Origin of the sequence: Mesorhizobium koreense (genome assembly GCF_031656215.1) — a bacterium.
Lineage (GTDB): Bacteria > Pseudomonadota > Alphaproteobacteria > Rhizobiales > Rhizobiaceae > Mesorhizobium_L > Mesorhizobium_L koreense.
The window spans coordinates 2,738,469-2,762,648 of the sequence record NZ_CP134228.1; the positions used below are offsets into that span (position 1 = coordinate 2,738,469).

Annotated in this window: 15 protein-coding genes, 1 pseudogene and 1 riboswitch; of the genes and pseudogenes, 9 read left to right on the plus strand and 7 right to left on the minus strand. The window is 64.0% G+C overall.

Annotated elements, in window-relative coordinates; genetic code table 11:
• Positions 1-23: 23 nt before the first annotated feature.
• The 6 genes from RBH77_RS13015 to RBH77_RS13040 all read right to left on the minus strand — a co-directional run bounded on the left by RBH77_RS13015 (position 24) and on the right by RBH77_RS13040 (position 11,509).
• A complete protein-coding gene (locus RBH77_RS13015; RefSeq protein ID WP_311028022.1) occupies positions 24-5,510 on the minus strand; it encodes an alpha-2-macroglobulin family protein in 5,487 nt (1,828 codons plus the stop codon).
• An 89-nt stretch (positions 5,511-5,599) separates the two neighbouring features.
• Positions 5,600-6,937 carry a TonB family protein gene (locus tag RBH77_RS13020; RefSeq protein ID WP_311028023.1) on the minus strand — a complete coding sequence of 446 codons (1,338 nt, stop codon included), beginning with the start codon at positions 6,935-6,937 and terminating at the stop codon, positions 5,600-5,602.
• On the minus strand, positions 6,934-7,728 hold the full coding sequence (locus tag RBH77_RS13025) for an ABC transporter ATP-binding protein (RefSeq protein WP_311028024.1): 795 nt from the start codon (positions 7,726-7,728) through the stop codon (positions 6,934-6,936). The genes RBH77_RS13020 and RBH77_RS13025 overlap by 4 nt, the downstream gene beginning before the upstream one ends.
• Positions 7,728-8,717 (minus strand): FecCD family ABC transporter permease, encoded by a 990-nt coding sequence (locus tag RBH77_RS13030; RefSeq protein ID WP_311028025.1) that lies wholly within the window; start codon positions 8,715-8,717, stop codon positions 7,728-7,730. Before RBH77_RS13030 ends, RBH77_RS13025 begins: the two co-directional genes overlap by 1 nt.
• Positions 8,714-9,541, minus strand: coding sequence for an ABC transporter substrate-binding protein (locus tag RBH77_RS13035; RefSeq protein ID WP_311028026.1), 828 nt, complete (start codon positions 9,539-9,541; stop codon positions 8,714-8,716). The genes RBH77_RS13030 and RBH77_RS13035 overlap by 4 nt, the downstream gene beginning before the upstream one ends.
• 54 nt (positions 9,542-9,595) lie before the next feature.
• The gene (locus RBH77_RS13040; protein WP_311028027.1) at positions 9,596-11,509 is read right to left on the minus strand and encodes a TonB-dependent receptor plug domain-containing protein; all 1,914 of its coding nucleotides are present in this window, start codon (positions 11,507-11,509) and stop codon (positions 9,596-9,598) included.
• A gap of 137 nt (positions 11,510-11,646) precedes the next feature.
• A riboswitch (cobalamin riboswitch) is annotated at positions 11,647-11,851 on the minus strand.
• A 253-nt stretch (positions 11,852-12,104) separates the two neighbouring features.
• Between RBH77_RS13040 and RBH77_RS13045 the strand changes: the two genes are divergently transcribed.
• From RBH77_RS13045 to RBH77_RS13075, 8 genes and pseudogenes are all read left to right on the plus strand, one after another.
• Positions 12,105-13,766 (plus strand): ABC transporter substrate-binding protein, encoded by a 1,662-nt coding sequence (locus tag RBH77_RS13045; RefSeq protein ID WP_311028028.1) that lies wholly within the window; start codon positions 12,105-12,107, stop codon positions 13,764-13,766.
• Between the two features lie 133 nt (positions 13,767-13,899).
• The gene (locus RBH77_RS13050; RefSeq protein WP_311028029.1) at positions 13,900-14,934 is read left to right on the plus strand and encodes an ABC transporter permease; all 1,035 of its coding nucleotides are present in this window, start codon (positions 13,900-13,902) and stop codon (positions 14,932-14,934) included.
• 11 nt (positions 14,935-14,945) lie between these two features.
• Positions 14,946-16,103 (plus strand): ABC transporter permease, encoded by a 1,158-nt coding sequence (locus RBH77_RS13055; RefSeq protein WP_311028030.1) that lies wholly within the window; start codon positions 14,946-14,948, stop codon positions 16,101-16,103.
• Between the two features lie 13 nt (positions 16,104-16,116).
• Positions 16,117-18,306 (plus strand): annotated as a pseudogene (locus RBH77_RS13060) (dipeptide ABC transporter ATP-binding protein); the annotation flags it as partial.
• A 378-nt stretch (positions 18,307-18,684) separates the two neighbouring features.
• Entirely contained in the window at positions 18,685-18,942 is a 258-nt protein-coding gene (locus tag RBH77_RS24090; RefSeq protein WP_503623915.1) for a helix-hairpin-helix domain-containing protein, read from the plus strand.
• A gap of 11 nt (positions 18,943-18,953) precedes the next feature.
• Entirely contained in the window at positions 18,954-19,625 is a 672-nt protein-coding gene (locus tag RBH77_RS13065; RefSeq protein WP_311028032.1) for a Dph6-related ATP pyrophosphatase, read from the plus strand.
• Positions 19,626-20,162: a hypothetical protein gene (locus RBH77_RS13070; protein ID WP_311028033.1), complete on the plus strand. Its 537-nt coding sequence runs from the start codon at positions 19,626-19,628 to the stop codon at positions 20,160-20,162.
• 178 nt (positions 20,163-20,340) lie between these two features.
• Entirely contained in the window at positions 20,341-21,738 is a 1,398-nt protein-coding gene (locus tag RBH77_RS13075) for an MATE family efflux transporter (RefSeq protein WP_311032531.1), read from the plus strand.
• Between the two features lie 29 nt (positions 21,739-21,767).
• On the opposite strand, the gene RBH77_RS13080 is transcribed toward RBH77_RS13075, so the two are convergent.
• Positions 21,768-22,358: a transglycosylase SLT domain-containing protein gene (locus RBH77_RS13080; protein ID WP_311028034.1), complete on the minus strand. Its 591-nt coding sequence runs from the start codon at positions 22,356-22,358 to the stop codon at positions 21,768-21,770.
• Positions 22,359-22,667: 309 nt separating this feature from the next.
• Between RBH77_RS13080 and RBH77_RS13085 the strand changes: the two genes are divergently transcribed.
• A complete protein-coding gene (locus RBH77_RS13085) occupies positions 22,668-24,146 on the plus strand; it encodes a trimethylamine methyltransferase family protein (protein ID WP_311032532.1) in 1,479 nt (492 codons plus the stop codon).
• Positions 24,147-24,180: the final 34 nt, after the last annotated feature.

A 24,180-nucleotide genomic window follows, 5' to 3' on the forward strand; every position in this document is an offset into this window, starting at 1 on the left:
CCCAAGCATATGGACGTCCCGTTCTACCGCGCCGCCTTCACCTCCATCCTGCCGGTCGCGGTGCGGGCGGAGAGTTGCGGGCGATACATGTCCTCGACGCTTGCCGCCGGGAGCGCGTAGACGCCCGGCGTCACGGCGCGCACGACATAGGCGAGCGTCATCTCGCGTCCATCGGAGCCGCTACGGTTGAACGCCGCCACGAAACGGTCGTCGCGGAATTCGGTATGCGCCACCTCCGTGTTGCCCAGCCAGTTGAAGTTGGAAAGTTGGGCGCTGCCGACGAGGCTCGGATTGTCGATTTCGAAGCCGGCAGGAAGGAGGTCCGTCACCAGCACGCGCGAGGGCCAGGAGTTCTGCTCGGTCACCTTGAGCACGACGACGTAACGCTGGTTCTGCTGCGTCTCCGTTACATCGGTCTCCTGTCCGTCGAGGGTGTAGTAGGTGCGCGTGATCGAGAAGCCGTTGCCGCCAGCCGGAAGCGGCTCGGCAGGTGCCGCGACCGCAGTTACGACGGCATCGATCGGGTTGGGCCCGCGATTGGTGATGGTGACGGGCTGGCCCTGCAATTCCGTGCCGTCCACATGCTCCGCGAACGGACCGGAATGCGCCCGCCCGTTCACATCGATCGAGATCGCTTCCGTACCGGCCTTGATGGCGCGCGCCGCCAGAAGCAGCCACGCGTTTTCCTGCGTGCTGGTATGGCCGTCGATGTAGCGCTTGTCCTCACGCTCCGCCGAGACGAGCCGGATCATCGCAGGGATCAGCGAGGGTGCCGGCTTCGTTTCCGCCGCAAGCGCCAGCATCGCTGCGCCGTCACGCAGGCGCGAACCGTAGTCCGCGCGCGAATCATCCAGCACGGTTTTGCCCGCGCTCGCCAGATTGAAGGCCGAGGCGAAGACGCGATCGGCGCGCTGGCTGTCGCCGTAGAGCGCGAGGCTGGCCGCGATCTGGGCGCGCGCCATCGGGCTCTGGAAAGCGTCAAGCTGCGTGTCGGCGTAATAGCGCAGGTCGCCGACTGATGCCCGATGGTTGCGGGCGAGCACGTAGAGCGCATAGGCGATTTCCGTCGAGCGCTCTTTCAGGTCGTTGCTATAGGAGAGCGTGTTCTGGAGGTTGTCGAGCGCCTGCCGCATCGCCACGTCCGGCACGTCGAAGCCCTGCTCGCGCGACCGTGTGAGGAAATCGCTGATATAGGCGTCGAGCCACAGGTCGCCCGAAGCCGGCCCCCACAGGCCGAAGCTGCCCGACGAGGACTGGTCGTTCAGCACGCGGTAGATCGCATCCTGGATACGCTTGTGCAGGTCGGGATCGACCGGCATGCCGGATGCTTTCGAGAGCTGGCTGACATAGAGCAGGGGTAGGGCGCGGCTGGTGGTCTGTTCGGCGCAGCCATAGGGGTAGCGGTCGAGCGCCATCAGCAGCGAGGGGATATCAAGCGCGGCCGAACTGGAAACGCCGATGGAGACCGAGGCGCCGTCGAGCAGGCTCGCGGCGAGCAGTTCCTTGTCGATCCGGAGGCTGCCGCCATCGGCGGCGAGGCTGATGACGCGCCGCGTTGTGACAGGAAGCTGCGCCGGCCTGACCGGGAGGCTCAGATCCTGCGCGACCGAGAGGCCGTCCGCATGCGAAAGCCGTATATGGATGTCGGCCTCGCCGGTCGCAGTTGCCGTCAGCGGAACGGTCACCGTGGAGCGGGCGCCGGCGGCGAGGGTCACCTTTTGCGCCGAGGCCTGTCCGGTCGAAACCTTGCCCCCGCTTTCCACCGAGAGCGTGTATTCGCCGGCGGGGCCGTCCGTGTTGGCTATGTCCAGCCGCATCTGAGCCTCATCGCCGGGTGCCATGAAGCGCGGTAGGCCTGCCGTGATGACAACCGGATCGCGTACGATCACGTCGCTCGATGCATGACCGACCGCCGTCTTCGACCAGGCGGTTGCCATGACGCGCACCGTCCCGTTGAACTGCGGCAGGTCGAAAGAGACGACGGCACGGCCGTCGTTATCGACCTTCACCGGGCCGGTGAAGAAGGCGACGAGCTTCTGCGTCGGCGGCGAGCCTTCGGATGCCATCTGCGCACCGTCGCCGCCGGTACGGATGCGACCCATGACCCCCGCGGAACCGTCGATCAGCTTGCCGTAGATGTCGCGGATTTCCAGTCCGAGTTGGCGCTGGCCGTAATACCAGCCGTCCGGGTCGGGCGGTGTGTAGCGGGTGAGGTTCAATATGCCGACATCGACGGCCGCGACCGTGACATAGGCTTCCTCGCCCGGCGTAAGACCGCCGAGCTTGACGGGGATCGTCAGCGGTCCGCGTGGTTCGACCTTGGCGGGCGTTTCCAGCGAGACATCGAGCTTGCGCTTGCCGGGATCGACTTTCAGCCATTTGATGCCGATGGCGCGCATCGGCATTCGCGAGGCCTGCGCCTCGCCGGGCCGGTAGAGCGTGGCGGTCACATAGGCACCGGCGCCCCAATCGCCCTCGACCGGGATATCGACTGTCGCACCATCGGCCGGAACTGAAGCCGTTTTCGTGGCAAGCAAGCGGTCGCCGCCGACCGTCACCAGCACCTCACCGGCGAAGCGCGGCGATATCTTCAAATGCGCCGTATCGCCGACAGCATAGCTTTCCTTGTCGAGTGCGATCTCCAGCGCATCCGGCGTCTCGGTGCTGGAGGCGGCAACGTACCAGCCGGCGTCGAACTCGACGCTGGAAGCCGGCCCGTCCGCTTGCGGACTCTCGACCTCGAGGCGGTAGCGGCCCCAGCCGACGGGCGCGGAAACCGAAGCCTCGCCGCTCGCCGCGACATCTACATGGCCATCCGAAACTTTCTGCGTGATATCGATCGGCTCATAGCGCCACGAGCTGCCGTCGCGATACCATTGATAGTTGCGCACGAGCTTGACCAGCGACCAGTTGAGCCCCTGCACGTCGATCTTCTTGCCCTCGGGGTCGACGGCGATGACGCTGAATTTCGCGATCGAATTCTCCGGTACGGAGCCGTCGGCGGAGGCAGGCCGGATACCGATGCGCGGGCCGTCGGGCTGGACGTCGAAATCGAGCCGGCGCTCCACCGCGCGGCCGCTGCCTTCGCTCATGCGCATGACGAGTTGGGCATTGAGCAGCCTTGTCGTCGAGGGCAGGTTGTCGAGCGATATGTCGAAAGACGATTTGCCCTCGGCGTCCGTGACGGGCAGGTCGTTCAGATCATAGGCTGTCGCTTCGGTATTCTCTTCCTCGGCAAGCCCGAACTGATATCCGGGAAAGGCTTTCCAGTCGCGTTTGGTCATGACATTGACCTCGCCCGCCAGCGACAGGCCGGCGCCGGGCGCGCCGTAGAGGAAGCGCCCGACGACATCGACGGGAAGATTCTCGCCGGGAACGAGGGTCGTTTCTCTGGTTGTCATGTCGAATTCGATACGGTCGGGCACGAAATCCTCGACCAGGAACATCTTCTCCGCGACCGGCTCCTTCTTCGGATCGGTATAGATACGCATGTTCCAGGTGCCGCGCATGGCGGCCGTAGACAGCACCAGATCGACCGAACGGCCGCCAAGCGAGGCGTCATCACTGACGATGCGCCGGTCCTCGACGCCGTCGGGCCGGGTGAAAATGAAGGTGAGGGGCAGGTTCTCGATGGCCTTTGCCGCATCGTCGCGCGCGAGCGCTGCCGCGTGGACCGTCTCGCCGGCGCGGTAGATGCCGCGCTCCGTCCAGGCGTAGACGTCGAGCGCGCCGGGTGCCGCGCGCCCTGTCACGCCGCGGTCGGAAAGGTCGAAGCCTGCCTTGGTCATGTCGAGGAAGACGAAATCGTCGCCACCCTTGCTGGCCGTCAGCACCGCCGGCGTCATGCCGCCTTCGCCGCGCGAAAGCCCGGCGCTGAAGACGGCGTGGCCATCGGCATCGGTCTTCGCCGTGCCAAGCACTTCGTTGTTCTTTGCGATCAGCTTCAGTTCGACATCGGCAAGCGGTTTCGCCGAGCCAAGGGAGCGGGCGAAGACGTTTAGCCCGTCCTGCCCGGCGAAGGTCGAAAGCCCGATATCGGAGACGACGAACCACTGCGTCGCTTGCGCGTCATAGCTCTCCTGCGCGCCGGTCGGCGTCGCTGTCAGGATATAGATGCCGGGCTTGCGGCTAGGTAGTGCCTCGTCCACCGGGAAACTGGTCACCACTTCCTTGTTGAGATCGGAGGCGATGTCGATCTTTCCCTGCCACACGGCATTGCCCGTCCTGTCGGCGATGTCCTCCGCGCTGTAGCGGCTCAACTGGTCGAGGAACTGGTAGCCGGTCACGAGATCGGCGAGCGAGCGGTCGTTGATACGGTAGAGCTTGAGGTCGGCCGAGCTGGTGTTGACGGAAACCAGCGGGATGCCGTGGCGTGCCGTGCCGGGCAGAATGAAGTTCTGGCCGGTGAAGCGGATGAAGGGCGTGCGGTCGCGCACATAGACATTGAGGACGATCGGGGCTTGCAGCGTCTCGCCGATGGCGGCAGGCAGGCCGGAGCGGAAGGTCACTTGATAGCGCTTGCCGTGCTCCAGCCCTTCGACGCAGATCTGCTTGTCATTGGCGGTGATCGCCTTCGGCGCCTGCCCGTCGACCCTGACGAAGGGCGCGTAGTCGACGCCTTCCTTCACCAGCGGGTCGGAGAATTGCGCACAGACGCGTGGCGTCTGGTTGTCGGAATCGACCGTGTTGTTGACGACGCGGAAGCCCTTGCGCGCCTTGAGGTCGAGATAGGCGGCCTTGACGGCGGCATTCGGCTGGAGGGCGAGGCTCGCCTCGTAGGTCTGGATCGCCGGGCGGAACGCCTCCCGCTTTTCGAGCGCCGGCGCCAGCACGGCAAGCGCGGTCGCCCGGTCGCTCGTCGTGCGGGAGGTCAGATAGGCGTTATAGGCGGCGGAAGACGCCGCCCTCTTGAGGCTGTCTTCGTCGGTACTGTTGGCCGGCTTTATCGCAAGCGCGGCGCGCACGAGGCTCGTCCACAGCGTGCTGTCATCAGGCGATATGGTGAGTGCGTCGGCGTATTTCTGCATCGCCGCGCGCGGGTCTGTCAGCATGACCGCGTCTGCCTCGGTGACAAGCGCGTTCAGGCCATCCGAGGCCGCGGGTGTGGCGGTCGTGACCTGCTGGCGGTAGTTGATCGCCTCGTCGGGGAGCCAGTTCGGCAGGAAATCGAGCTTGGCGGGCGCGCCGATATCGGGCTCGCTGGTCAGGTCGACGACCTTGCCTGCGACCGCGCCGTTGAACGGATTGAGCGTGCGGTAATCGGATTTGAGGAAGCACCAGCGCGCCTTCGAGTTATAGGTGAAGGCACGGCAGGAACGGTCCGCCAGGCAAGCGGATTTGCACTGGTCGAGACTGAAGTTCTGCTCCGAGCGCAGGTCGAAGCCGAAATAGTCGGAGTTCTGGGTCGTTACGATTGTCCGCGCACTTTCGGCAGCAAATGCCGGACCAGTCAAGGACAGGAACAGGCTTGCGAGAAAGAGGAAAAAGCCGTGAGCCGCGCGCAATCGCATGCCTGCCTCCAATGCTGCCGCCGTCCCTTTTGACGATGATGATGGTTCGAGCCGCGATGTCAATTGAGGCACGTCGCGAAGGTGGCGCGTTACCGCCGAAAGCGCACGGTCGCGGCGAAGGTGAGCGTGCGGCCGCCGATGCCGTCGGGCGGCGGCGGATAGGGCGAGGCGCGCTCTGCGGTCGCCCTTGCCGCGTCATCGAGGACTGCGGATCCCGAGCTTCCGGCAAGACGGGAGGAGAGAAGCCGCCCGCTCCGATCGATGGTGATCGCGATGCGCGCCGCGCCGGTGACTCCGTTGCGCTCGGCCTCGGCCGGATAGCGCTCAAAGCGCTGGACGTGGCTGCGCAGGCGGGCGGCGTAGGCCGCCTTCTCGCCGGCACTGGCGCCGCCGCGCGAAGCGACCGAGCCACGCCCCGCCACCTTGCCCACGCCTGAGGAGGAGGGGCGATCGGCGGTCTTGCGGGTTTCTTTCGGGGCTTGCACGGCCTGATGCTGGCTCGTTTTGCGATCTGTGTCAGGCTTCGTGTTGCGTTGGCTCCGGACAGGTTCTACGTCCTCCGACACCGGTACCGGCTTTTCAGCCTTCCGTATCGGGTTCGGCTGATCCGGTGCTGGCGCGGGAAGCGGCGCCACCCCGGGGAGCGTGACCGGCAGTTCGGCACCATCAGGAATCTGCGGCGCGGCATCAGGTAGCTTGAGGGCAGGGGGCGGGACGGCTTCCACAACCTCCGTGGCGGGCCGAGCCGGCTGTTCGGCCTCAGTTTTCGGCGGCACTTCCGGTAGGAGCAGGGCCGGCGCCGGAACCTTTTCTTCCGCTATTTGCCGGGTGGCGAGCACCTTGGGCGCATCGAAGGCCGGAGGTTCGGGCGGCAGGGAAAGCTCCGGCTTCGGTACCTCGACTGCCGTGGTTGCGGCAGGCTGGGTCGTCTCGACATCGGGTGGCGTCGGTGGCAGGGAAAGCGCCGGCGACGGAACGGAGACCGTTGCTTTATCGGGCTCCACTTCGTCAGCCTCGTCGGCTTCGGTCGCCGCTACTCCAGCCAGCGAGGGATCGGTGCTGGGGTTCGGAGGCGCATCGACGACGATCTCGACCGAGATCGCATCGGTCTCTGCCTCGACGCCCGGCTGGGTCAGGAAATGCGCGGTGAGCACGAGAGCAGCGGCATGAACCGCAAGCGAAAGCAGGACGAGCAGGGACGGGAAACGGCGGTGATTTGACCGAGGTGGTGACACGGTTTCATCGGCCGGATCGACGGTGGGAGGAGTGGGCGATCCCGCAACTTTCCCGGCTCGCGGCTCCGCCTCGACCGGGGCCCCTGAACCCGTTTCCGCCGGCTCGTCCGCTACGATGGACGGCCACAGCGCGAGGAAGCTGCTGCTGTCTGCGGCTTCTTCGAACGGTTCGAAGCTCGGCCAATGCTTCATCGGCGCGCCTCGCGAGTTCCCGCCGCATTGGCCAGCGCCACCGGCGCCAGGATCATGCCGCCGGAATCGTGGTCGATATGGGCGACGATGCCGAACACTTCGCCCAGCCGTTCCGGCGTCAGCACGTCGGCGGGCGTGCCTTCGGCCGCCAGCCTGCCTTCCTTCATCAGGAGGATGTGGTCGCACCAGCGCGCGGCGAGCGTCAGATCGTGCAGCGAGACGAGAAGCGACCGCCCCTTCGCGGAGAGCTTCCTGAGGCCGGCCATCATCGTCATCTGGTGCGCCGGGTCGAGGCCGGATGCCGGCTCATCGGCAAGCAGCACCGGCGTGTCCTGCGCGATGGCGCGGGCGGCAAGGACGCGCGCCTGCTCGCCGCCGGAAAGCTCGGTCGCCGGTCGCTCCGCAAGGTCGGTGACGTCCATCGTCGCCATCGCTTCGGCACATAGCGCCCGGTCGTGGTCCAAGAAGGCCCTACTCATTCCCTGCCAGGGCATCCGCCCGAGCCCGACCAGATCGCGGACCGTAAGCGGCCAGCTTATGATGCGAGCCTGCGGCAGATGCGCGATCAGCCGGGCACGCTCGGCGTAGGAAAGCTGGCCGAGGTCGCGTCCGTCGACGGTGATGCGGCCGGTGCTTGCAAGCTGGCCGGCCAGCGCCCGCATGAGGGTCGATTTGCCGGCGCCATTCGGGCCAAGCACGCCGGTGATCGTGCCGGGCTCCAATTTGAGGCCGACCCCGCTTACCACGCGGCGGCCGGAAAGATCGACGGAGAGGTCTTCCGCCTCGATCATCAGAACAACTCCCGCCGCGAACGGACGATGAGCCACAGGAAGAAGGGTGCGCCGATCAGCGCGGTGACCACGCCTACGTTGAGTTCGTGCGCGGAAACCGCGATCCGGGCGACGATGTCTGCAGCAAGCAGGAGGATCGCGCCGCCCATGGCGCTCGGCAGGAGAAGACTGGACGGCATGCGGTTGGTCAGCGGCCTCAGCATATGCGGCACGACCAGCCCGACGAAGCTGATGGCGCCCGTGACGGCGGTGCCGGCGCCGACGGCAAGCGCCGTGCCGGCGATGACGAGAAGGCGCGTGCGCTTGCGGTCGATACCGAGGCTTTCCGCACCCTCCTCGCCGAGCGAGAAGGCGTCGAGCGCGCGGCCGGTGGCGGCGAGCAGTGCGCAGCCCGCGATGATCAGCGGCAGCGCGATCGCCACATGCATCATCGAGCGGTCCTTCAGCGAGCCAAGTAGCCAGAAGATGATCTCGTAGCTTGCGAAGGGGTTGGGCGAGAGGTTCAGCGCCAGCGAGGTCAACGCGGCGGCGAGGCTCGACAGCGCCACGCCGGAGAGGATCAATGTCAGGGTCGAGCCGTGGCGGGCGGCGATGGCGAGGAGGATGAGGACGGCGAGGAAAGCACCGGTGAGCGCGCCGGCCGGCAGCGCATAGAGCGATGCGCCGGCAAGGCCGCTATAGAAGATGACGACCGCGCCGAGCGACGCCATGGCCGAGACCCCGACGATGCCCGGTTCCGCGAGGGGGTTGCGCAGGAAGCCTTGCAGCACCGCGCCCGACAGGCCGAGCGAAGCGCCCACCGCGAGGCCGAGCAGCGCGCGTGGCAGCCTGATCTCTCGCATGATAATGCGGGTCGCCTCGTCGCCGCCGGCGATCAGCGCCTTTATGGAGGTGATCGGCCCGAGATGCGCCGGGCCGATCAGGAGCGACAGCACGAACAGGATCGCCATCAGCACGGCCAGCGCCAGATTGAGGCGGAGCGGGCTCATTGTGTCGGTGTCCCCGATGACGAGCACGGCGAGACCTGCTGGCGCACTTTGGCCAGCGCTTTCACCGCCTCCAGCACGAAAGGGCCGCCGCAGGACCACGCGCCTTCCGGCACGAAATGGCCGAAGCGCGTTCCCTTCAGCGCGCGCAATGCCGGATCTTTCAAAGTGAGGTCGGCGAGCGACGGCGCCTCCGAAAGCTGCTCCGGCAGGATGACGATGTCCGGCTTGTGCTCGATCAGCAGTTCGAGCGGGAAGGGGGTCATGCCGGCATAGCCGAGTTCGGCGGCGAGGTTCCTCAGGCCGGCTGCGCGCATGGCGGAATCGGCGAGCGTGCCGGCACCCTGCGAAATACCGTTCTGGCCGTAGGCGATGGCGGTCGGCGCCGGGCCGCAGACGGAGGCCTTTATCGCATTCAGGCCGGTCTCGAAATTCGTAGCCACCGCTTCGGCCTTTGCCTCGCGATGCAGGATCTTGCCCATGCGACGGATCTCACCGGGGATGGTGTCGAGTGTCTGCGCGTAGGCGAATTCCTCGACATGGAAGCCGAGATGCTTCAGCAGGTCGGTCGTGTTGTGCAGCGTATAGGTGCCGGTCACCACGACGTCGGGGCGGGCGAGGAAGACCTCCTCCGCCAGCCCGCGATTCTTCGGATATGCGGCGGCCTCCGCGTGCATGAAGGAAAGGCCGGGATCCGAAGCGAGGTCGGAGATCGACACGATCTGGCCGGGCGCGGCAAGCGTCATGGCAAGCTGGTCGGTGCAGACGTTGAGCGACATGACGCGCGGGAGATCGGCCGCGTTGGCGGGGAGGACAAGACAGAGCATGGCCGAAAGCGCAAAGAGCGCTCTCCTGCGAATGCTATTGCCTCGCCCGCCCATCTAGAATGTTGCCTTGAACCCGGCGAAGACGCCGAGGCCGGGCGTGCCGTAACCCTTCACGACCTCGTATTTCTGGTCGAGCAGGTTTTCGCCGCGCAGATAGATTTCGGTCGCCTCAGTCGGCTTGTAAGAGACTTTGGCGTCGACCAGAACGTAGTCGTCAAGCGGCACGTTAACGAAAGTGCCGAAGGAAGGCGAAATACGGTCGACGGTGTTCAGCACTGTGTGGACCACTCCGGTGACCGCCCATTTCTCAGCTGGCCTGACGGTCGCCGCGATGGCGAAATCATGTTCCGGGATGCGCGGGCGGCGTTCGCCATCCGGCTGGCGCGTATGCGTATACGTATAGGAAGCGCCGAGATCGAGCCAAGAAGTCGCGGCCCAGGAAAGCGAGACCTCGACGCCGTTGCGATGGGTCGTGCCGGGGAGCTGGACGTAACGCGACGTAGTATAATCGTAATCGATCAGATTGTCCGTATCGAGCATGAAATAGGTGACGTCGCCGACGAATCTGCCGTCAAGGAAGGTCTGTTCGACGCCGATATCGAAGCTCTTGCTCTCTTCGGGGCGGAGAGCGGAATTGCCAGCGAAGGGATCGTAGAGCTCGTAAAGGCTAGGTGAGCGGAAACCCGTGCCGTAGGAGGAGTGGAACCGGGTCCCATAATCGGGAAGCGAATAGGATCCGGTCAGCCGGTAGGTCGTATGGCCGCCGAACTCGCTGTGCTCGTCGTGGCGCAGGCCGGCTGTCAGGGTCAGGTTCTCGACCGGGCTGACGACGGCCTGTCCCCACAGGCCGCCGATGTTGAACGATTCGTTGGTATCGGTGCCGAAATTGTCGGTGGCGTGGGCCGACTGCCGTTCGTAATCGGCGCCATACTGCAGCGTCAGCCAGCGGCTGGCCTCGAAGGAGCCCTGATACTCCGCCTTGGTGCGCTCGCCGCGGAAGTCAGCATCGTAGGGCCCGAAGATCGAGACGCTGTTAAGTCCCCTGTCGATCTGCGAGGCTTGCACGGCGAACGTGTTCTTCAGCCTTCCGTCGAGAAGGTCGAGATTGAAGCCGAGACGGGCGGCCTTCTGCTGCGTGTCGAACCTGTTGAAGGTGTTGTCGGTCGGAGGGTTGCCGCTGTCGTCGTAGTCGCCCTTGGCATTGATGTAGAGCGCCGCGCCGAAGACCGAGAAATAGTCTGTGATCTGCTTTTCGCCGGCGAAGTTGATGTTGAAATCCTGGAAGCCGTCCCGTTCGAGATGCGAGGGATTGCTGTCGACCGCGGGCGCGCCGTTGACCAGCGCGGCCGATATGCCGGCGGTGTCGAGCCCGTAGATGCCGAGCGCGGCCTTGCCGGTATCGTCCGCGCCGCTGAGCGAATAGCCACCGCGCCATGTACCGAAGGACCCGCCTTCGCCGGATATTTCCTGGTGAATGCCCGGCTCGATCCCCGTCAGGGTGGAAATGCCGATCACTCCGGCAATGGCGTCCGAGCCATAAAGGGTCGATTGCGAGCCCTTGAGGACCTCGACGCTACCGATCCCGCCGATCAGCAGATTCTGATAGGGCGTCTGCACCTGTGTCGAGGTCGGGTCCGAGATATCGATGCCGTTGAATAGTGTCTTGATGTACTTCTTGTCGGCGCCGCGCAGCGACAGGCTCGATTCCTGGCCCATGCCTCCGGGTGAAGACACATTCATGCCGGGCACCAGCGTCAGATAATCGTTGAGCGTCGCCTTCGATTCCTTGTCGATATCCTTTTTCGTGATGACCGTCACCGTCGACCCCACCTTCGACTTCTCGGTCGGTGTCTTGTTGGCCGTCACCACGACCTCGCCGATGTCGAGGTCCTGGGCGAGCGCGGGCGCGGCGCCGGATGCGGCGAGAATGGCTAGAACGGAAATGGTGTTGCGAAAGTTGATCTGCATGCGTTCCCCCTGCCGCGAATGCGCGGTCAATGGCCTGAAACAGCCGGTGGGAACGATCTGCCTGTACTAGCAAAAGTCCCGCCAGCGATGACAACGTCACCACTGCGAGAACACAGCCCCGGAAGCACCCCGCATCCGGTAGGTGACGGCCCAAGGCAGGTTTCCTGGCTCGCGCTTCATCGGCAGGCCGGCCTTCCCGGGCGTTCGCCCAGTGGCGTAGTCGGCATGCCTCAGCGCTCACAGTTGCGGGAGCAGCTACGGCCGGGACCTCTCCGATCCTTCCGTATTCCCTCTTAACCCCGGCCGAACCCGGTCCGGGGCACCTCGAGCGTGGGAAAAGCAGTAGCAACCGGCGGGGAGCACGTCAAACGGTCTCGTGGCCGGCCATGCCGATCGCGGTTCGCCTGAAAGCGACGGGCAGGGGCGGAAATCGTCCTCAAAGTTGCGGATTTGCGTCACTCTTGTCGCAATTGCAGCATCCGGTCGGGTATCGGTGTTGCACATTCATTCGTGATTTCCGCTGCGGCACCGCTTTTGACATCATGGGCCAGATGCGGAATGCTAGGGGAAGAAAGCCAAACAATGGGAGATGGCAATGACGATGTACAAGAGTAACGGCGACCGCGTACCCGCGGTGGTCGAGAAGTTGGCGAAAGCCACGAAGGCGGGGGAGGTGGATCGCCGCGAATTCCTCGCCATCGCGAGCGTCATGGGCGCTTCGACGGCGATGGCCTACAGCATGATCGGGCTCGCCGATCCGACGCCGGCCCAGGCAGCCGAAGAGACCCCGAAGAAGGGCGGCGTCCTCCGCTGCGCCATGTCGGTCAAGGCGCAGAAGGATCCGCGCACCTATGACTGGTCGGAACTCGCCAACGCGACGCGCACCTTCCTCGAGCCGCTGGTGAAGTACACGACCGAATACACGTTCCAGCCCATGCTGCTCGAAAGCTGGGAGGTGAACGACGACGCCACCGAATACATCCTGCACGTGCGCAAGGATGCCGAATGGAACAACGGCGACAAGTTCAACGCCGACGACGTGATGTATAATCTCCTGCGCTGGGCCGACAACAAGGCCGAAGGCAATTCCATGGCGGCCCGCATGGGCGGCATGGTCGATCCCAAGACCGGCAAGGCACGCGACGGCGCCATCACCAAAACCGACGACTATACGGTCAAGCTCAAGCTGCCGGCTTCCGACATCTCCATCATCCCGAATTTCGCCGACTATCCGGGCCTGGTCGTGCACCGCGACTACGAGAAGATGGGCTCCGACATCATCAAGAACCCGATCGGCACCGGCGCCTTCGAACTGGTCTCCTACGATGTCGGCTCAAAGGTCGTGGCGAAGCGCCGCGAAAAGGGCAAATGGTGGGGTGGCGAGGCTCACCTCGACGGCGTCCAGTTCATCGACTACGGCACCGACTTCAACGCCTACGTCAACGCCTACGACGCCGGCGAGATCGACACCGACTATCAGACGATGGCGGACTTCATCCAGATTCTCGACGGCATGGGGTTGGTGAAGTCGGCGGCCAAGACGGCTACCACGATCGTGGCGCGCACCAACATCCTGCATAAACCCTATGACGACCAGAAGGTGCGCAACGCACTGCAGATGGCGGTCGACAACGCGGTCGTGCTGCAGCTCGGCTATAACAATCTCGGCACGGAGGCGGAAAACCATCACGTCGCGCCGATCCATCCGGAGTACTACCCGCTGCCGAAGAAGAAGCGGGACGTCGAGGGCGCCAAGAAGCTCATGACGGACGCCGGCCAGATGGATTTCGAGCACGAACTGATTTCGGTCGACGAGGACTGGCACAAGAACACCGGCGATGCCGTCGCCGGCCAGTTGCGCGACGCCGGCTTCAAGGTCAAGCGCACCATCCTGCCGGGCTCGACGTTCTGGAACAACTGGACGAAATATCCTTATTCGACCACCAACTGGAACATGCGGCCACTCGGTGTCCAGGTTCTCTCGCTCGGCTACACGACGGGTGCTGCCTGGAACGAGACAGCCTACTCCAATCCGGACTTCGACAAGAAGCTCGGCGAGGCGCTGGCGATCGCCGATCCGGAGAAGCGCAAAGAAGTGATGAAGGACGTGGAGCAGATCCTCCAGGATTCCGGCGTCATCATCCAGCCCTTCTGGCTCACGATCGTGAACCACTCGACGAAGCAGGTGAAGAACAACCCGATGCACCCGACCTTCGAGATCAACTACGAGAAGACCTGGCTCGATCCCGACGCCTGACGACTGACGCAAAAAAAACAAGGGGGAGCGGCCAAGCTCCCCCGCTTGACGGTTCTCTAGGCCGGTGCCGTCCGGCCTTGAGAGAGGGGGAACGCAGACATAAAGCAAACCCAAGCCTTGAGGAGGGGCATAGGTGCTATCTTTCATAGCCAGACGTCTGGGGGTCATGGTGCTTACCATGATCTGCCTGACGTTCGTCGTCTTCTATCTCGTTAATCTGGAGCCCAACCTCAAGAAGCTTGCCCTGACTCAAACCAACAGCCGCGCGACACAGGAGCAGGTCGAAAGCTGGCTCACCCGCTACGGCTATCGCGATCCGTTCCTGAAGCGCTATGCCGAATGGATCGGCCTGTGGCCGAAGCAGCCGGCGCGCGACGAGGCGGGCAAGCCGATCCCGCGCTTCTCCTATTGCGGCGAGACGGTGGAGCCCAGGCTCTCGGGCGTGCTGGAAGGCGATTTCGGCTGCTCCACGAAATTTCGCACCAAGGTCAGCAACAAGCTTTTTCCCGCGCTTGAGGCGACCGGCATCCTGATGTTCTGGGTGATGATGGTGATGATACCCGGCGCACTCATCATCGGCGTCCTTGCCGGCATGCGGGAAGGGTCGAAGACCGACCGTACGCTTTCGATCCTGGCCATCGGCAGTACGGCCACGCCGGAATATGTTTCCGGCGTCATTTTCACCGTCATCTTCGCCACCTGGCTCGGCTGGTTCAACGGCTCCGCCGCCAGCGCGACGTTCAAGGGCATTACTTTCGTCAATTTCACGCTGCCGGTGATGACGCTCGCCATCTACGGCATGGGCTACATCGCCCGCATGACACGCGCCTCGATGGTCGAGGTGATGACGGCGCAATATATCCGCACGGCTCGCCTCAAGGGGCTGAGCTTCAATGCGGTGGTGATGAAGCACGCGCTGCGCAATGCGCTGATCGCGCCGTTCACGGTCATCATGCTGCAATTCCCGTGGCTTTTGACCGGCGTCGTGGTGGTCGAGATCATGTTCCGCTACCAGGGCTTCGGCTATACGCTGGTCGAGGCGGCCGGCAACAACGATATCGACCTTCTGCTTGGCTGCTCGCTGGTGTCGGTCTTCATCGTCCTCATCACGCAGCTCATTTCCGACATCGGCTATGCGCTGCTCAATCCGCGCATCCGCGTGCAATAGGGGGAAGGGCCATGCTCCAGTTCATTTCCCCCACCGATATCGTCATCCACATCCTTATCTACCGGCTGTGGCCGGTATGGGTCTCGATGGCGATCCTCATGGGCGTGAGCTATCGCTACCGCAAGCGGCTTGGCCTTTACGGCCAGCTTTACGATAGCGGCGTCGGCATTGCCGGTATCGCCATCCTGAGCTTCTGGTTCTTCACGGCGGTATTTTCCCACTACGTCTCCCCGTTCAATCCGCTCGAGCAGATAGCCGTCATGCGCAACGCGCTGCCGGGCGCCATCGAGCCGAAGAGCGGCTACCCGTTCCTGCTCGGCGGCGACAAGCTCGCGCGCGACGTGTTCAGCCGCGTCGTCGATGGCAGCCGCATCGTGCTTCTCATCGCGCCGCTGGCGACGCTGGTGGCGCTCACCGTCGGCATCACGCTCGGCCTTCCAGCCGGCTATTTCGGCCGGAAGACGGATTCGTTTCTGTCCTTCCTGGCCAACCTCGTGCTTGCCTTCCCCGTGATCCTGCTCTTCTACCTGCTGGTGTCGCCGGAGATCGTGGAAACGGGATTGCCGCGAGCGACGGCCGGCGTCTTCTTCGCCTTCCCGATCATCCTCGCCTGCATGGCCTTCGGCACGCGTTACATCGGCAGGCCTGTGCTTCTGGCAGTCCAGCTTCTGGTCGTGCTCGCCATCACCTATTGGCTCTATTCGACCTTTGTCTTCTTCAACGATCCGTTCGGGCTGATCCAGGTGACCCCGAGCACGCTCAACATCTTCGTCGCCGTCGTGTTCGCCTCTTCGCCAGGCGTCTTCCGCATTGTTCGCGGCCTCGTTATGGACATCAAGACGCGCGACTATGTGGCAGCCGCGCAGACGCGCGGCGAGAGCCCGTGGTACATCATGGTCTGGGAAGTGCTGCCCAACGCACGCGGACCCCTGATCGTCGATGCGTGCCTGAGGATCGGGTATACGACGATCCTTCTCGGTACGCTCGGCTTCTTCGGCCTCGGCATGCCGCCGGAAAGCCCGGACTGGGGAACGACCATCAAGGATGGCAGCCAACTGCTGCGCGCCTTCATCCATCCGGCGCTGCCGCCGGCGATCGCGCTGATGTCCTTCGTGCTCGGCCTCAATCTCCTTGCCGACGCGTTGCGCGAAGAGTCACTGAAAGACTGACGGAGCCGATGCCATGAACGCCGTTCAGCCGATCGTCGAGATCGAAAACCTCTCCATCTCCTTCTTTACGCGGAAGGGGGAGATTCCCGCCGTCATGGATTTCTCCTGCACGGTCATGCCGGGCGAGGCGATGGGCATCGTCGGCGAATCCGGATGCGGAAAGTCGACCGTGTCGCTGGGCATCATGCGCGATCTTTCCAATATCGGGAAGATCGTCGGCGGACGCATTCTGTTCCAGGGCCGGGACATGGGCGAACTGTCGGAAGACGAGCTTCGCGCCATCCGCGGCAACAAGATCGCCATGATCTACCAGGAGCCGATGGCGAGCCTGAACCCGGCGATGAAGGTCGGGCAGCAGTTGATGGAGGTGCCGATCATCCATGAGAAGGCCTCCAAAGAAGAGGCCTACAGACGCTCGCTGGAGATGTTGCGGGCGGTGAGGTTGCCCGACCCGGAGCGGATGATGAAATCCTATCCGCACCAGCTTTCCGGCGGCCAGCAGCAGCGCATCGTGATCGCCATGGCATTGCTCTCGAAACCGGCGCTTTTACTGCTCGACGAGCCGACCACCGCGCTCGACGTGACGGTGGAAGCGGGCATCGTCGACCTCGTGAAGGGGCTCGGCAAGGAGTTCGGCACGTCGATGATCTTCGTGTCCCATAATCTTGGCCTGATCCTGGAGACGTGCGACCGCATCACGGTCATGTATTCGGGCGAGGCGGTAGAGACGGGTACCGTAAAGGACGTGTTCGATCGCATGCGGCATCCCTATACGCAGGGGCTTTTCCGCTCGATCCCGCTACCGGGGGCCGACAAGAACACGCGGCCGCTGGTGGCGATCCCAGGCCAATTGCCGCTGCCGCACGAGCGGCCGAAAGGCTGCAATTTCGGCCCACGCTGCCACCATTTCGTGGAGGGTGTGTGCAACGCCGCCGAGATTCCGATGATCCCGGTCAAGGGCCACGAGAACCATTTCAGCCGCTGCGTGCGCTTCAACGAGATCGACTGGTCGGCATTGCCGGAGGATGCGACGAAGAAGAGCGAGCCGATCAAGGCCGGCGATACCGTGCTCAAGATCGACGATGTGCGCAAATATTACCGGGTTGCCGCGAACGAGGTGTTCGGCGGCGGCGAGGCGCGCGTGGTCAAGGCCAACGAGACGATCAGCTTCGAGGCGCGCGAATCCGAAACGGTCGCCATCGTCGGTGAATCCGGCTGCGGCAAGTCCACGCTTGCCAAGATGCTGCTTGGGCTGGAGACGGCCACGAGCGGATCGATCACGCTCGGCAACAAGCAGATCCAGTCGACGGCTGTCGAGTCGCGTGACGTGAACACCGTCGCGTCGATCCAGATGGTCTTCCAGAACCCGTTCGACACGCTCAATCCGAGCCACAGCGTCGGTTCGCAGATCGTGCGCACGCTGGAGAAATTCCACGTCGGCAATAGCCCGGCCGATCGGCACCAGAAAATGCTGGAACTGCTCGATCTGGTGAAACTGCCGCGCGCTTTCGCGGTGCGCAAGCCGCGCCAGCTTTCGGGCGGTCAGAAGCAGCGCATCGGCGTGGCCAGGGCCTTTGCCGGCGCCGCCAAGGTGGTGGTGGCGGACGAGCCGGTCTCAGCGCTCGACGTATCGGTGCAGGCGGCGGTGACTGAACTGTTGATGGACATCCAGCGCGAGAACAAGACGACGATGCTGTTCATCAGCCACGATCTTTCGGTCGTGCGCTATATCGCCGACCGCGTCGTGGTGATGTATCTCGGCTACATCGTCGAGCAGGGGACGACCGACCAGATATTTTCGCCGCCTTACCACCCCTATACCGAGGCGCTTCTTTCCGCGATCCCGATCGCCGACACCAGCGTGGTGAAGAAGCATGTCGTGCTGGAAGGCGACATTCCCTCCGCGATGAACCCGCCGACCGGCTGCCCTTTCCAGACACGCTGCGGCTATAAGCACCTGGTTCCGGACAACCTTTGCGAAACCGAGGTGCCGCCGGTCAAGGATCTCGGCGACGGGCATAAATCGTTGTGTTGGCTCTCCGACGATGTGCTGGCGGGAATGGAACCGGTCATCAAGTTCGACAAGGCCCATGCCGCTCACGAAGGCGAGCCGCAGGATACTCCGCGGCGCAAGGAACGTCGCAGCGCCAAGGGCGATCCTGGTTTTGCAGGCCCGCCACCCAGGCGGCCACGCGGCAAGAGGGGAAGTGCGGCCGCCGACGAGGCCGAGTTCGAGGCGGAGGGCAAGGAAGAGGCGCGCCGTGTTCGCCGCGAGGAGGTGCGCGACGATGTCGGCGGACAAGGCGCCGGGGCGCGGCCAGCCAAGACTTCCGCTTCTGTGCCGTTGCGCCCGGGCCGGGTCGGCAGCGGCCGTCAGGCGGTCGATCCCGATACGCCGACCGCGTTCGACAGGGGGCAACCCCCGTCCCGTCGCGCGCGGGCCGCAACTTCGGCATCGTCATCGCGCAAGGCGCCAATAGCTGGCCGCACGCTTGCCGGATCAGCAACCGCTCCATCTCGGAAGCCGGCTTCCGGCAAGCCGGCCGCTTCAGCGGCTTCGGTCGGCAAACAGCCGCCGCGCATGGCGAAACCGAAAAAGCCGGACGATCTCAAGCTCATCTCCGGTGTCGGCCCCAAATTCGAGACTATCCTGAACGGTCTCGGCATCTACCGCTTCTCGCAGGTCGCCGCCTGGAAGAAGGCCGAGCGAGAATGGGTCGACGACCATCTCAACTTCGCCGGCCGTATCGAACGCGACGATTGGGTGAAGCAGGCTAAGGCGTTGGCGAAGGGCGGCGAGGCCGAGTACATCCGCGTTTTCGGCAAGAAGCCGCGTTAGTCCGGGATCGCATGCCGGATCGACCCAAGGCTTTCCTGTCGTGGAGTTCCGGCAAGGACGCCGCCTTTACGTTGTACGAAATGCGCCGGCTTGGGCTGGCGGATGTCGTCGGCGTTTTGACCACCATCAACGAAGCGACCGGACGCGTGCAGTCGCATGGCGTCCGCCACGAACTCCTCGACCGGCAGGTCGAGGCGTTGGAACTGCCGGCGGTGAAGGTCATGCTGCCGAACCCTTGCCCGAATGCCGTTTACGAAGCGCGGATGGAGGAAGCTTTCGGCAGGCTCAGGTCCGAAGGCATCCGGCACGTCATCTATGGCGATCTTTTCCTCGAAGATATCCGCGCCTATCGCGAGAAGCAGATGGCGGCGGCCGGCATGCAAGCGCTCTTTCCCCTCTGGGGTCGCGACACGCGTGATCTCGCCGGAGCCATGATCGCGTCCGGGCTTCAAGCGCGGGTCGCCTGTGTCGATACAAGAAGACTCGACCGTTCTTTCGCCGGCCGCAGCTTCGATGATGGCTTCCTGCGCGACCTGCCGGCGGGCGTCGATCCTTGCGGGGAAAACGGCGAATTCCACACGGTGGTCACGGCCGGCCCGATTTTCGCCGCACCGATCGTTACATCCATCGGCGAAATCGAGGAGAGGGATGGCTTCGCCTTCGCGGATATCCTCCTGAAATAGATGACAATGATCCCGTTCCGGAATTTTGCCCTGACCGTGCTGCCGGTCTCATGCGCCGCGGCACTCTTCCTTGCCGCTTGCCAGTCGTCGGAGCCGCCGCTCGACCCGAACGCCCCGCTCGAGATCGCCTATTCGCAATCCGAGTTTCGCCGATACGAGCGCCCCGGCGATGCGACGCTTGCCGGGCAAGCGTTCCTGCACGATCAGGGCGACACCATCCCCTGCACGGGCCAGCCGGTCCTGCTTTTCCCGCGTACGCGCTCGTTCGAGCGCATGGTCGAGCTTGCGCGAATGAAGGCGCATCCGGTGCTGCCGGAGGCGACCGATCCCCGTTTGAATGCGGTTATGCGGCGCGCGGTTTGTGACACGGATGGCAATTTCATTTTCAAGAACCTGCCGCGCGGGCGTTGGTATGTCTTCACGCGGGTGCGCTGGTCGGCCGGCGATCTCGGCATGGTGGGCGGCGACCTCATCGGAGAGGCCGATACTTCGGCCGGTACGGCGCGCGTGATCCTCGACGATCGCAACCGGATTTAGCGCCGGTCAAGCCTGCTCCAGATCGTGTAACCCGCTGCCTGGCGTGGGTGCTCGGCTTCAATACATCCCGAGGGTCGTTGGAGGGCCGTGAGGCGGATTTCGCTTTTACGCGGCGATGCTGTAGGGCCTTCGGCGAAGGCAATCTCACATGCGAACGAGCGAATCGAAAGACGACGTCATGCACTCGCCAGCTTCGCCAGAATATCCGGAAAGGAACGACGGCGCGTGGCTCAGTCACGGGCGGGCGACGGTCGTGCTTGCCGTGCCGCTGATCGGCACGCAACTCGCTCAAATGGCACTCAATGTCACCGATACGGTGATGGTGGGCTGGCTGGGAGCCGTCGAACTCGCCGCTGCGGTGCTCGGCACGCAGATATTCTTCATCGTCTATATCTTCGGCAGCGGCTTCGCCATCGCGGTGATGCCTGTTGCGGCGGCGGCGGAAGGGCGAGGAGACGCGCGGGCCGTGCGCCGTTCGGTACGCATGAGCCTCTGGGTGGTCGGTCTCTACAGCCTGATCGCCATGCCTCTTCTCTGGCACACCGAGGCGCTCCTTCTCTTTCTGGACCAGGATCCTCGCGTCGCGTCGCTCGCCGGCGCCTATGTGCGTGTCGCCCAATGGTCGATGCTGCCAGCGCTGATCCTCGCGGTGCTCCGTTCCTACCTCGCCGTCGTGGATCGCGCCTATGTAGCGCTTGCAGTCATCATCCTCGGGGGCTTCACCAACGGCGCGCTCAATTACGTGCTGATCTTCGGCCATTTCGGCATGCCGGCGCTCGGCATCGTCGGCTCGGCCGTCGCGACGCTTGTCACGCAGATCATCATGGCGCTTCTCGTCATCGCCTATAGTGGGATGGCGCCGTCGCTTCGCCGGCACGATCTCTTTGCCCGCTTCTGGCGGCCGGACTGGCCGGATTTTCGTGATATCCTGCGGCTTGGCTGGCCGATCTCGGCAACGATCATCGCCGAGGTCGGGCTTTTCTCCGCCGCTTCGATCATGATGGGCTGGCTTGGCGCGGTGACGCTCGCTGCCCACGGCATCGCGCTGCAGATCACCTCGATCGCCTTCATGCTGCCGCTCGGACTCGCCAGCGCCGCGACGGTCAGGGTCGGCCTTCACCATGGGCGCGGAGACCGCGCCGGCGTAGGCCGCGCGGGCTTCATGGCGATGATGATCGCAACCGCGATAGCCGTCTGCTCCGCGTTTCTCTTCTGGACGATGCCGGACCGGCTGATCGGGCTTTATCTCGACCGGCACAACGACAACGCCGCTTCCGTGCTCGCTACCGCAAGGCCCTTCCTCTTCGTCGCCGCCTGCTTCCAGATCGTCGATTCGCTGCAGGCAATCGGTAGCGGCATGCTGCGCGGGTTGAAGGATACGAGGGTGCCGATGATGATCGCCCTGGTCAGTTATTGGATCATCGGCATGCCGGCGGCCTATCTGCTCGGCTTTCCGGCAGGCTTTGGCGGCGTCGGCATCTGGTGGGGGCTGGCGCTCGGCCTCGCCGCGGCCGCGATCCTGATGAATCGCCGCTTTCTCTACCGCGAGCGGCTCGGGCTTCTGGAGCAGAGCTGACGCCGGACCGTCTCGAACCGTCAGGTTTTCTACCTGCCGCATTCCTGCATCTGCGCGTCGTAGTTGCGGGCCATGTCGTCGGTAGCGCGGGCATAACGCTGGACTTCCGCGCTGCCGCGATTGCCGCGCGCATATGCATTCCGTCCGAGATAGTAGGCCAGATAGAGATTGTAGGTGTCGTTGCGCGCGATGCCGAGCGTTCTCGCGCTCTTGTCGTGATACCAGCCTACGAAATCGATGGCGTCGGCGAAGTTCGAGCGGCGGGCGGAGGTGTTACCTGTCTCGACTACATATTGCGCCCAGGTTCCATCGAGTGCCTGCGAATAGCCATAGGCGCTCGACTGATGTTTCCACGGGATGAAGCCGAGAAGATAGGTGCGCGGCGGCCTCACGCGGCCCTTGAAGCCGGATTCCTTGCGCACTGTCGCCATCAGGACTGGAACGGGTATGTTGTATTTCGCTTCCGTACGCTTCGCCGCGCGCTCCCAACTGTTGAACCAGCCGTCGCGCTGGTCGAATACGGCGCAGACATTATTGATGTGAGCGGGAGCGGAGGCGCAGGCGGCAAGAGCCAGCGGCAGGCCAATCGCTAAAACTCGAATAAAACTCGACCGAACCATCCGTCGAGGAAGTAGGTGCAACTCCTAAACGGAATCTTGCCGCAGGCCTTTCGAAGGGGCCTGACGTCCGTCTTGGTTAAGGAAGCATCAACGACGGGTTCGGCGGATGTCGATAATCCGACGCTTCTTGCCGTTATCCTGAAGTTGGATTTGCCAATCTGACGCCCGTCCTAAAATCCCGCCCGCCAGTGACGGATTCGCGATAGAAGTGCGGCCGGTTTGGCGTATGCCGAGGACATGAATGCAGAACCTCGCCGCCGCCGATCCGCCGACCGAGCCCACAGGGACGCTCATAAGGGGGCTGCGCCGATCCCGCAATTACCGGCGCGCCATCTCGTGAGCCCCTATCCGCCGATGGAACTGCTTGCCGCCGATCAGGTGGAAGCGATCCACGATGCATCGATGCATATTCTGGAGGATTTCGGCATCGAGGTGATGAGCAACCGGGCGCTCACGCTGTTCGAGAAGGCGGGCGCCGTTGTCGATCATTCGACGCAGAATGTCCGCATCGGCCGTGAGCTGGTCGCGGAGGCGCTGAAGACAACGCGGCCGCTCTATACGCTGACCCCGCGCAATCCCGAGCGTCGGGTGACGCTCGGCGGCAACAACATCAATTTCACTTTGGTGGCCGGACCACCCAACGTCCACGACCGCGAGCGCGGCCGTCGCGCGGGAAACCTTCGCGATTATCGCGATCTCGTCCGACTGGCGCAGCATTTCAACTGCATCACCATGATCGGCAACCAGGTCTGCGCGCCGATCGAACTGCCGGCCAATTCGCGCCACCTCGACACTTATTTTGCCAACCTCACGCTTACCGACAAAAGCTTCCACTGCACGGCGATCGGCCGGGGCAGGGCGCTCGACGGCATCTCGATGATGGCGATTTCGCGCGGCCTGACACTGGAGCAGATGGCGGAAGACCCCGGCGTCACCACCATCATCTCCGTCAATTCGCCGCGCCGCTTCGACGACCAGATGGCCGAAGGGCTGATGACGATGGCCGAATACGGCCAATCGGCCTGCGTCACGCCGTTCACGTTGATGGGCGCGATGAGCCCGGTAACATTGGCCGGCGCGCTGGCGCAACAGAACGCCGAAGCTCTGTTCGGGGTGGTGCTGACACAACTCGTGCGGCCGGGCGCGCCGGTCATGTACGGCGCCTTCACCTCCAACGTCGACATGAAATCGGGCGCGCCGGCCTTCGGAACGCCGGAGAACACCAAGGCCAATATCGCGTCCGGCCAGCTCGCACGACGCTACAGCCTGCCTTACCGCACGACGCCGGGCTCGGCTTCCAACGCGGCGGACGCGCAGGGTACGTACGAGACGATGATGGCACTATGGGGCGCGATCCTTGGCCATGGCAATCTCATCTATCACGCCGCCGGCTGGCAGGAGGGTGGCCTGACCGCCTCCTTCGAGAAATTCGTCATCGACGTCGAGATGATCCAGCACATGATGGAGTTTCTCAAACCCATTGAAGTGAATGAAGGCGAACTGGCGCTCGACGCGCTGGGTAGGGTGCCGACCGGCGGGCATTTCTTCGGCGAACCGCACACGTTGGAACGCTACCAGACCGCCTTCTACCAGCCGATCCTGTCGAACTGGCAGAACTACGAGGCGTGGAAGGAAGCAGGCGGGCTCGACGCCACCGAGCGCGCTACTGCCGTCTGGAAGAAGGCGCTGGAGGAATATGAGGAGCCGGCGATGGATCCCGCGCGGCGCGAGGAACTGGAAGCTTACGTGGCAAAGCGCAAGGAAGCGATCGGCGGAGGGGAGCCGTGAACGCAGTCCGTTCACCGGCTGGGCATTGCCTTTT

Excerpts from the sequence above, each read along its gene's own strand:
- RBH77_RS13080 (WP_311028034.1), bottom strand. The coding sequence starts at position 22,358 with ATGGTTCGGTCGAGTTTTATTCGAGTTTTAGCGATTGGCCTGCCGCTG.
- RBH77_RS13025 (WP_311028024.1), bottom strand. The coding sequence starts at position 7,728 with ATGATCGAGGCGGAAGACCTCTCCGTCGATCTTTCCGGCCGCCGCGTG.
- RBH77_RS13055 (WP_311028030.1), top strand. The coding sequence starts at position 14,946 with ATGCTCCAGTTCATTTCCCCCACCGATATCGTCATCCACATCCTTATC.
- RBH77_RS13075 (WP_311032531.1), top strand. The coding sequence starts at position 20,341 with ATGCACTCGCCAGCTTCGCCAGAATATCCGGAAAGGAACGACGGCGCG.
- RBH77_RS13045 (WP_311028028.1), top strand. The coding sequence starts at position 12,105 with ATGACGATGTACAAGAGTAACGGCGACCGCGTACCCGCGGTGGTCGAG.
- RBH77_RS13030 (WP_311028025.1), bottom strand. The coding sequence starts at position 8,717 with ATGAGCCCGCTCCGCCTCAATCTGGCGCTGGCCGTGCTGATGGCGATC.
- RBH77_RS13015 (WP_311028022.1), bottom strand. The coding sequence starts at position 5,510 with ATGCGATTGCGCGCGGCTCACGGCTTTTTCCTCTTTCTCGCAAGCCTG.
- RBH77_RS13035 (WP_311028026.1), bottom strand. The coding sequence starts at position 9,541 with ATGCTCTGTCTTGTCCTCCCCGCCAACGCGGCCGATCTCCCGCGCGTC.
- RBH77_RS13065 (WP_311028032.1), top strand. The coding sequence starts at position 18,954 with ATGCCGGATCGACCCAAGGCTTTCCTGTCGTGGAGTTCCGGCAAGGAC.
- RBH77_RS13020 (WP_311028023.1), bottom strand. The coding sequence starts at position 6,937 with ATGAAGCATTGGCCGAGCTTCGAACCGTTCGAAGAAGCCGCAGACAGC.
- RBH77_RS13070 (WP_311028033.1), top strand. The coding sequence starts at position 19,626 with ATGACAATGATCCCGTTCCGGAATTTTGCCCTGACCGTGCTGCCGGTC.
- RBH77_RS24090 (WP_503623915.1), top strand. The coding sequence starts at position 18,685 with ATGGCGAAACCGAAAAAGCCGGACGATCTCAAGCTCATCTCCGGTGTC.
- RBH77_RS13040 (WP_311028027.1), bottom strand. The coding sequence starts at position 11,509 with ATGCAGATCAACTTTCGCAACACCATTTCCGTTCTAGCCATTCTCGCC.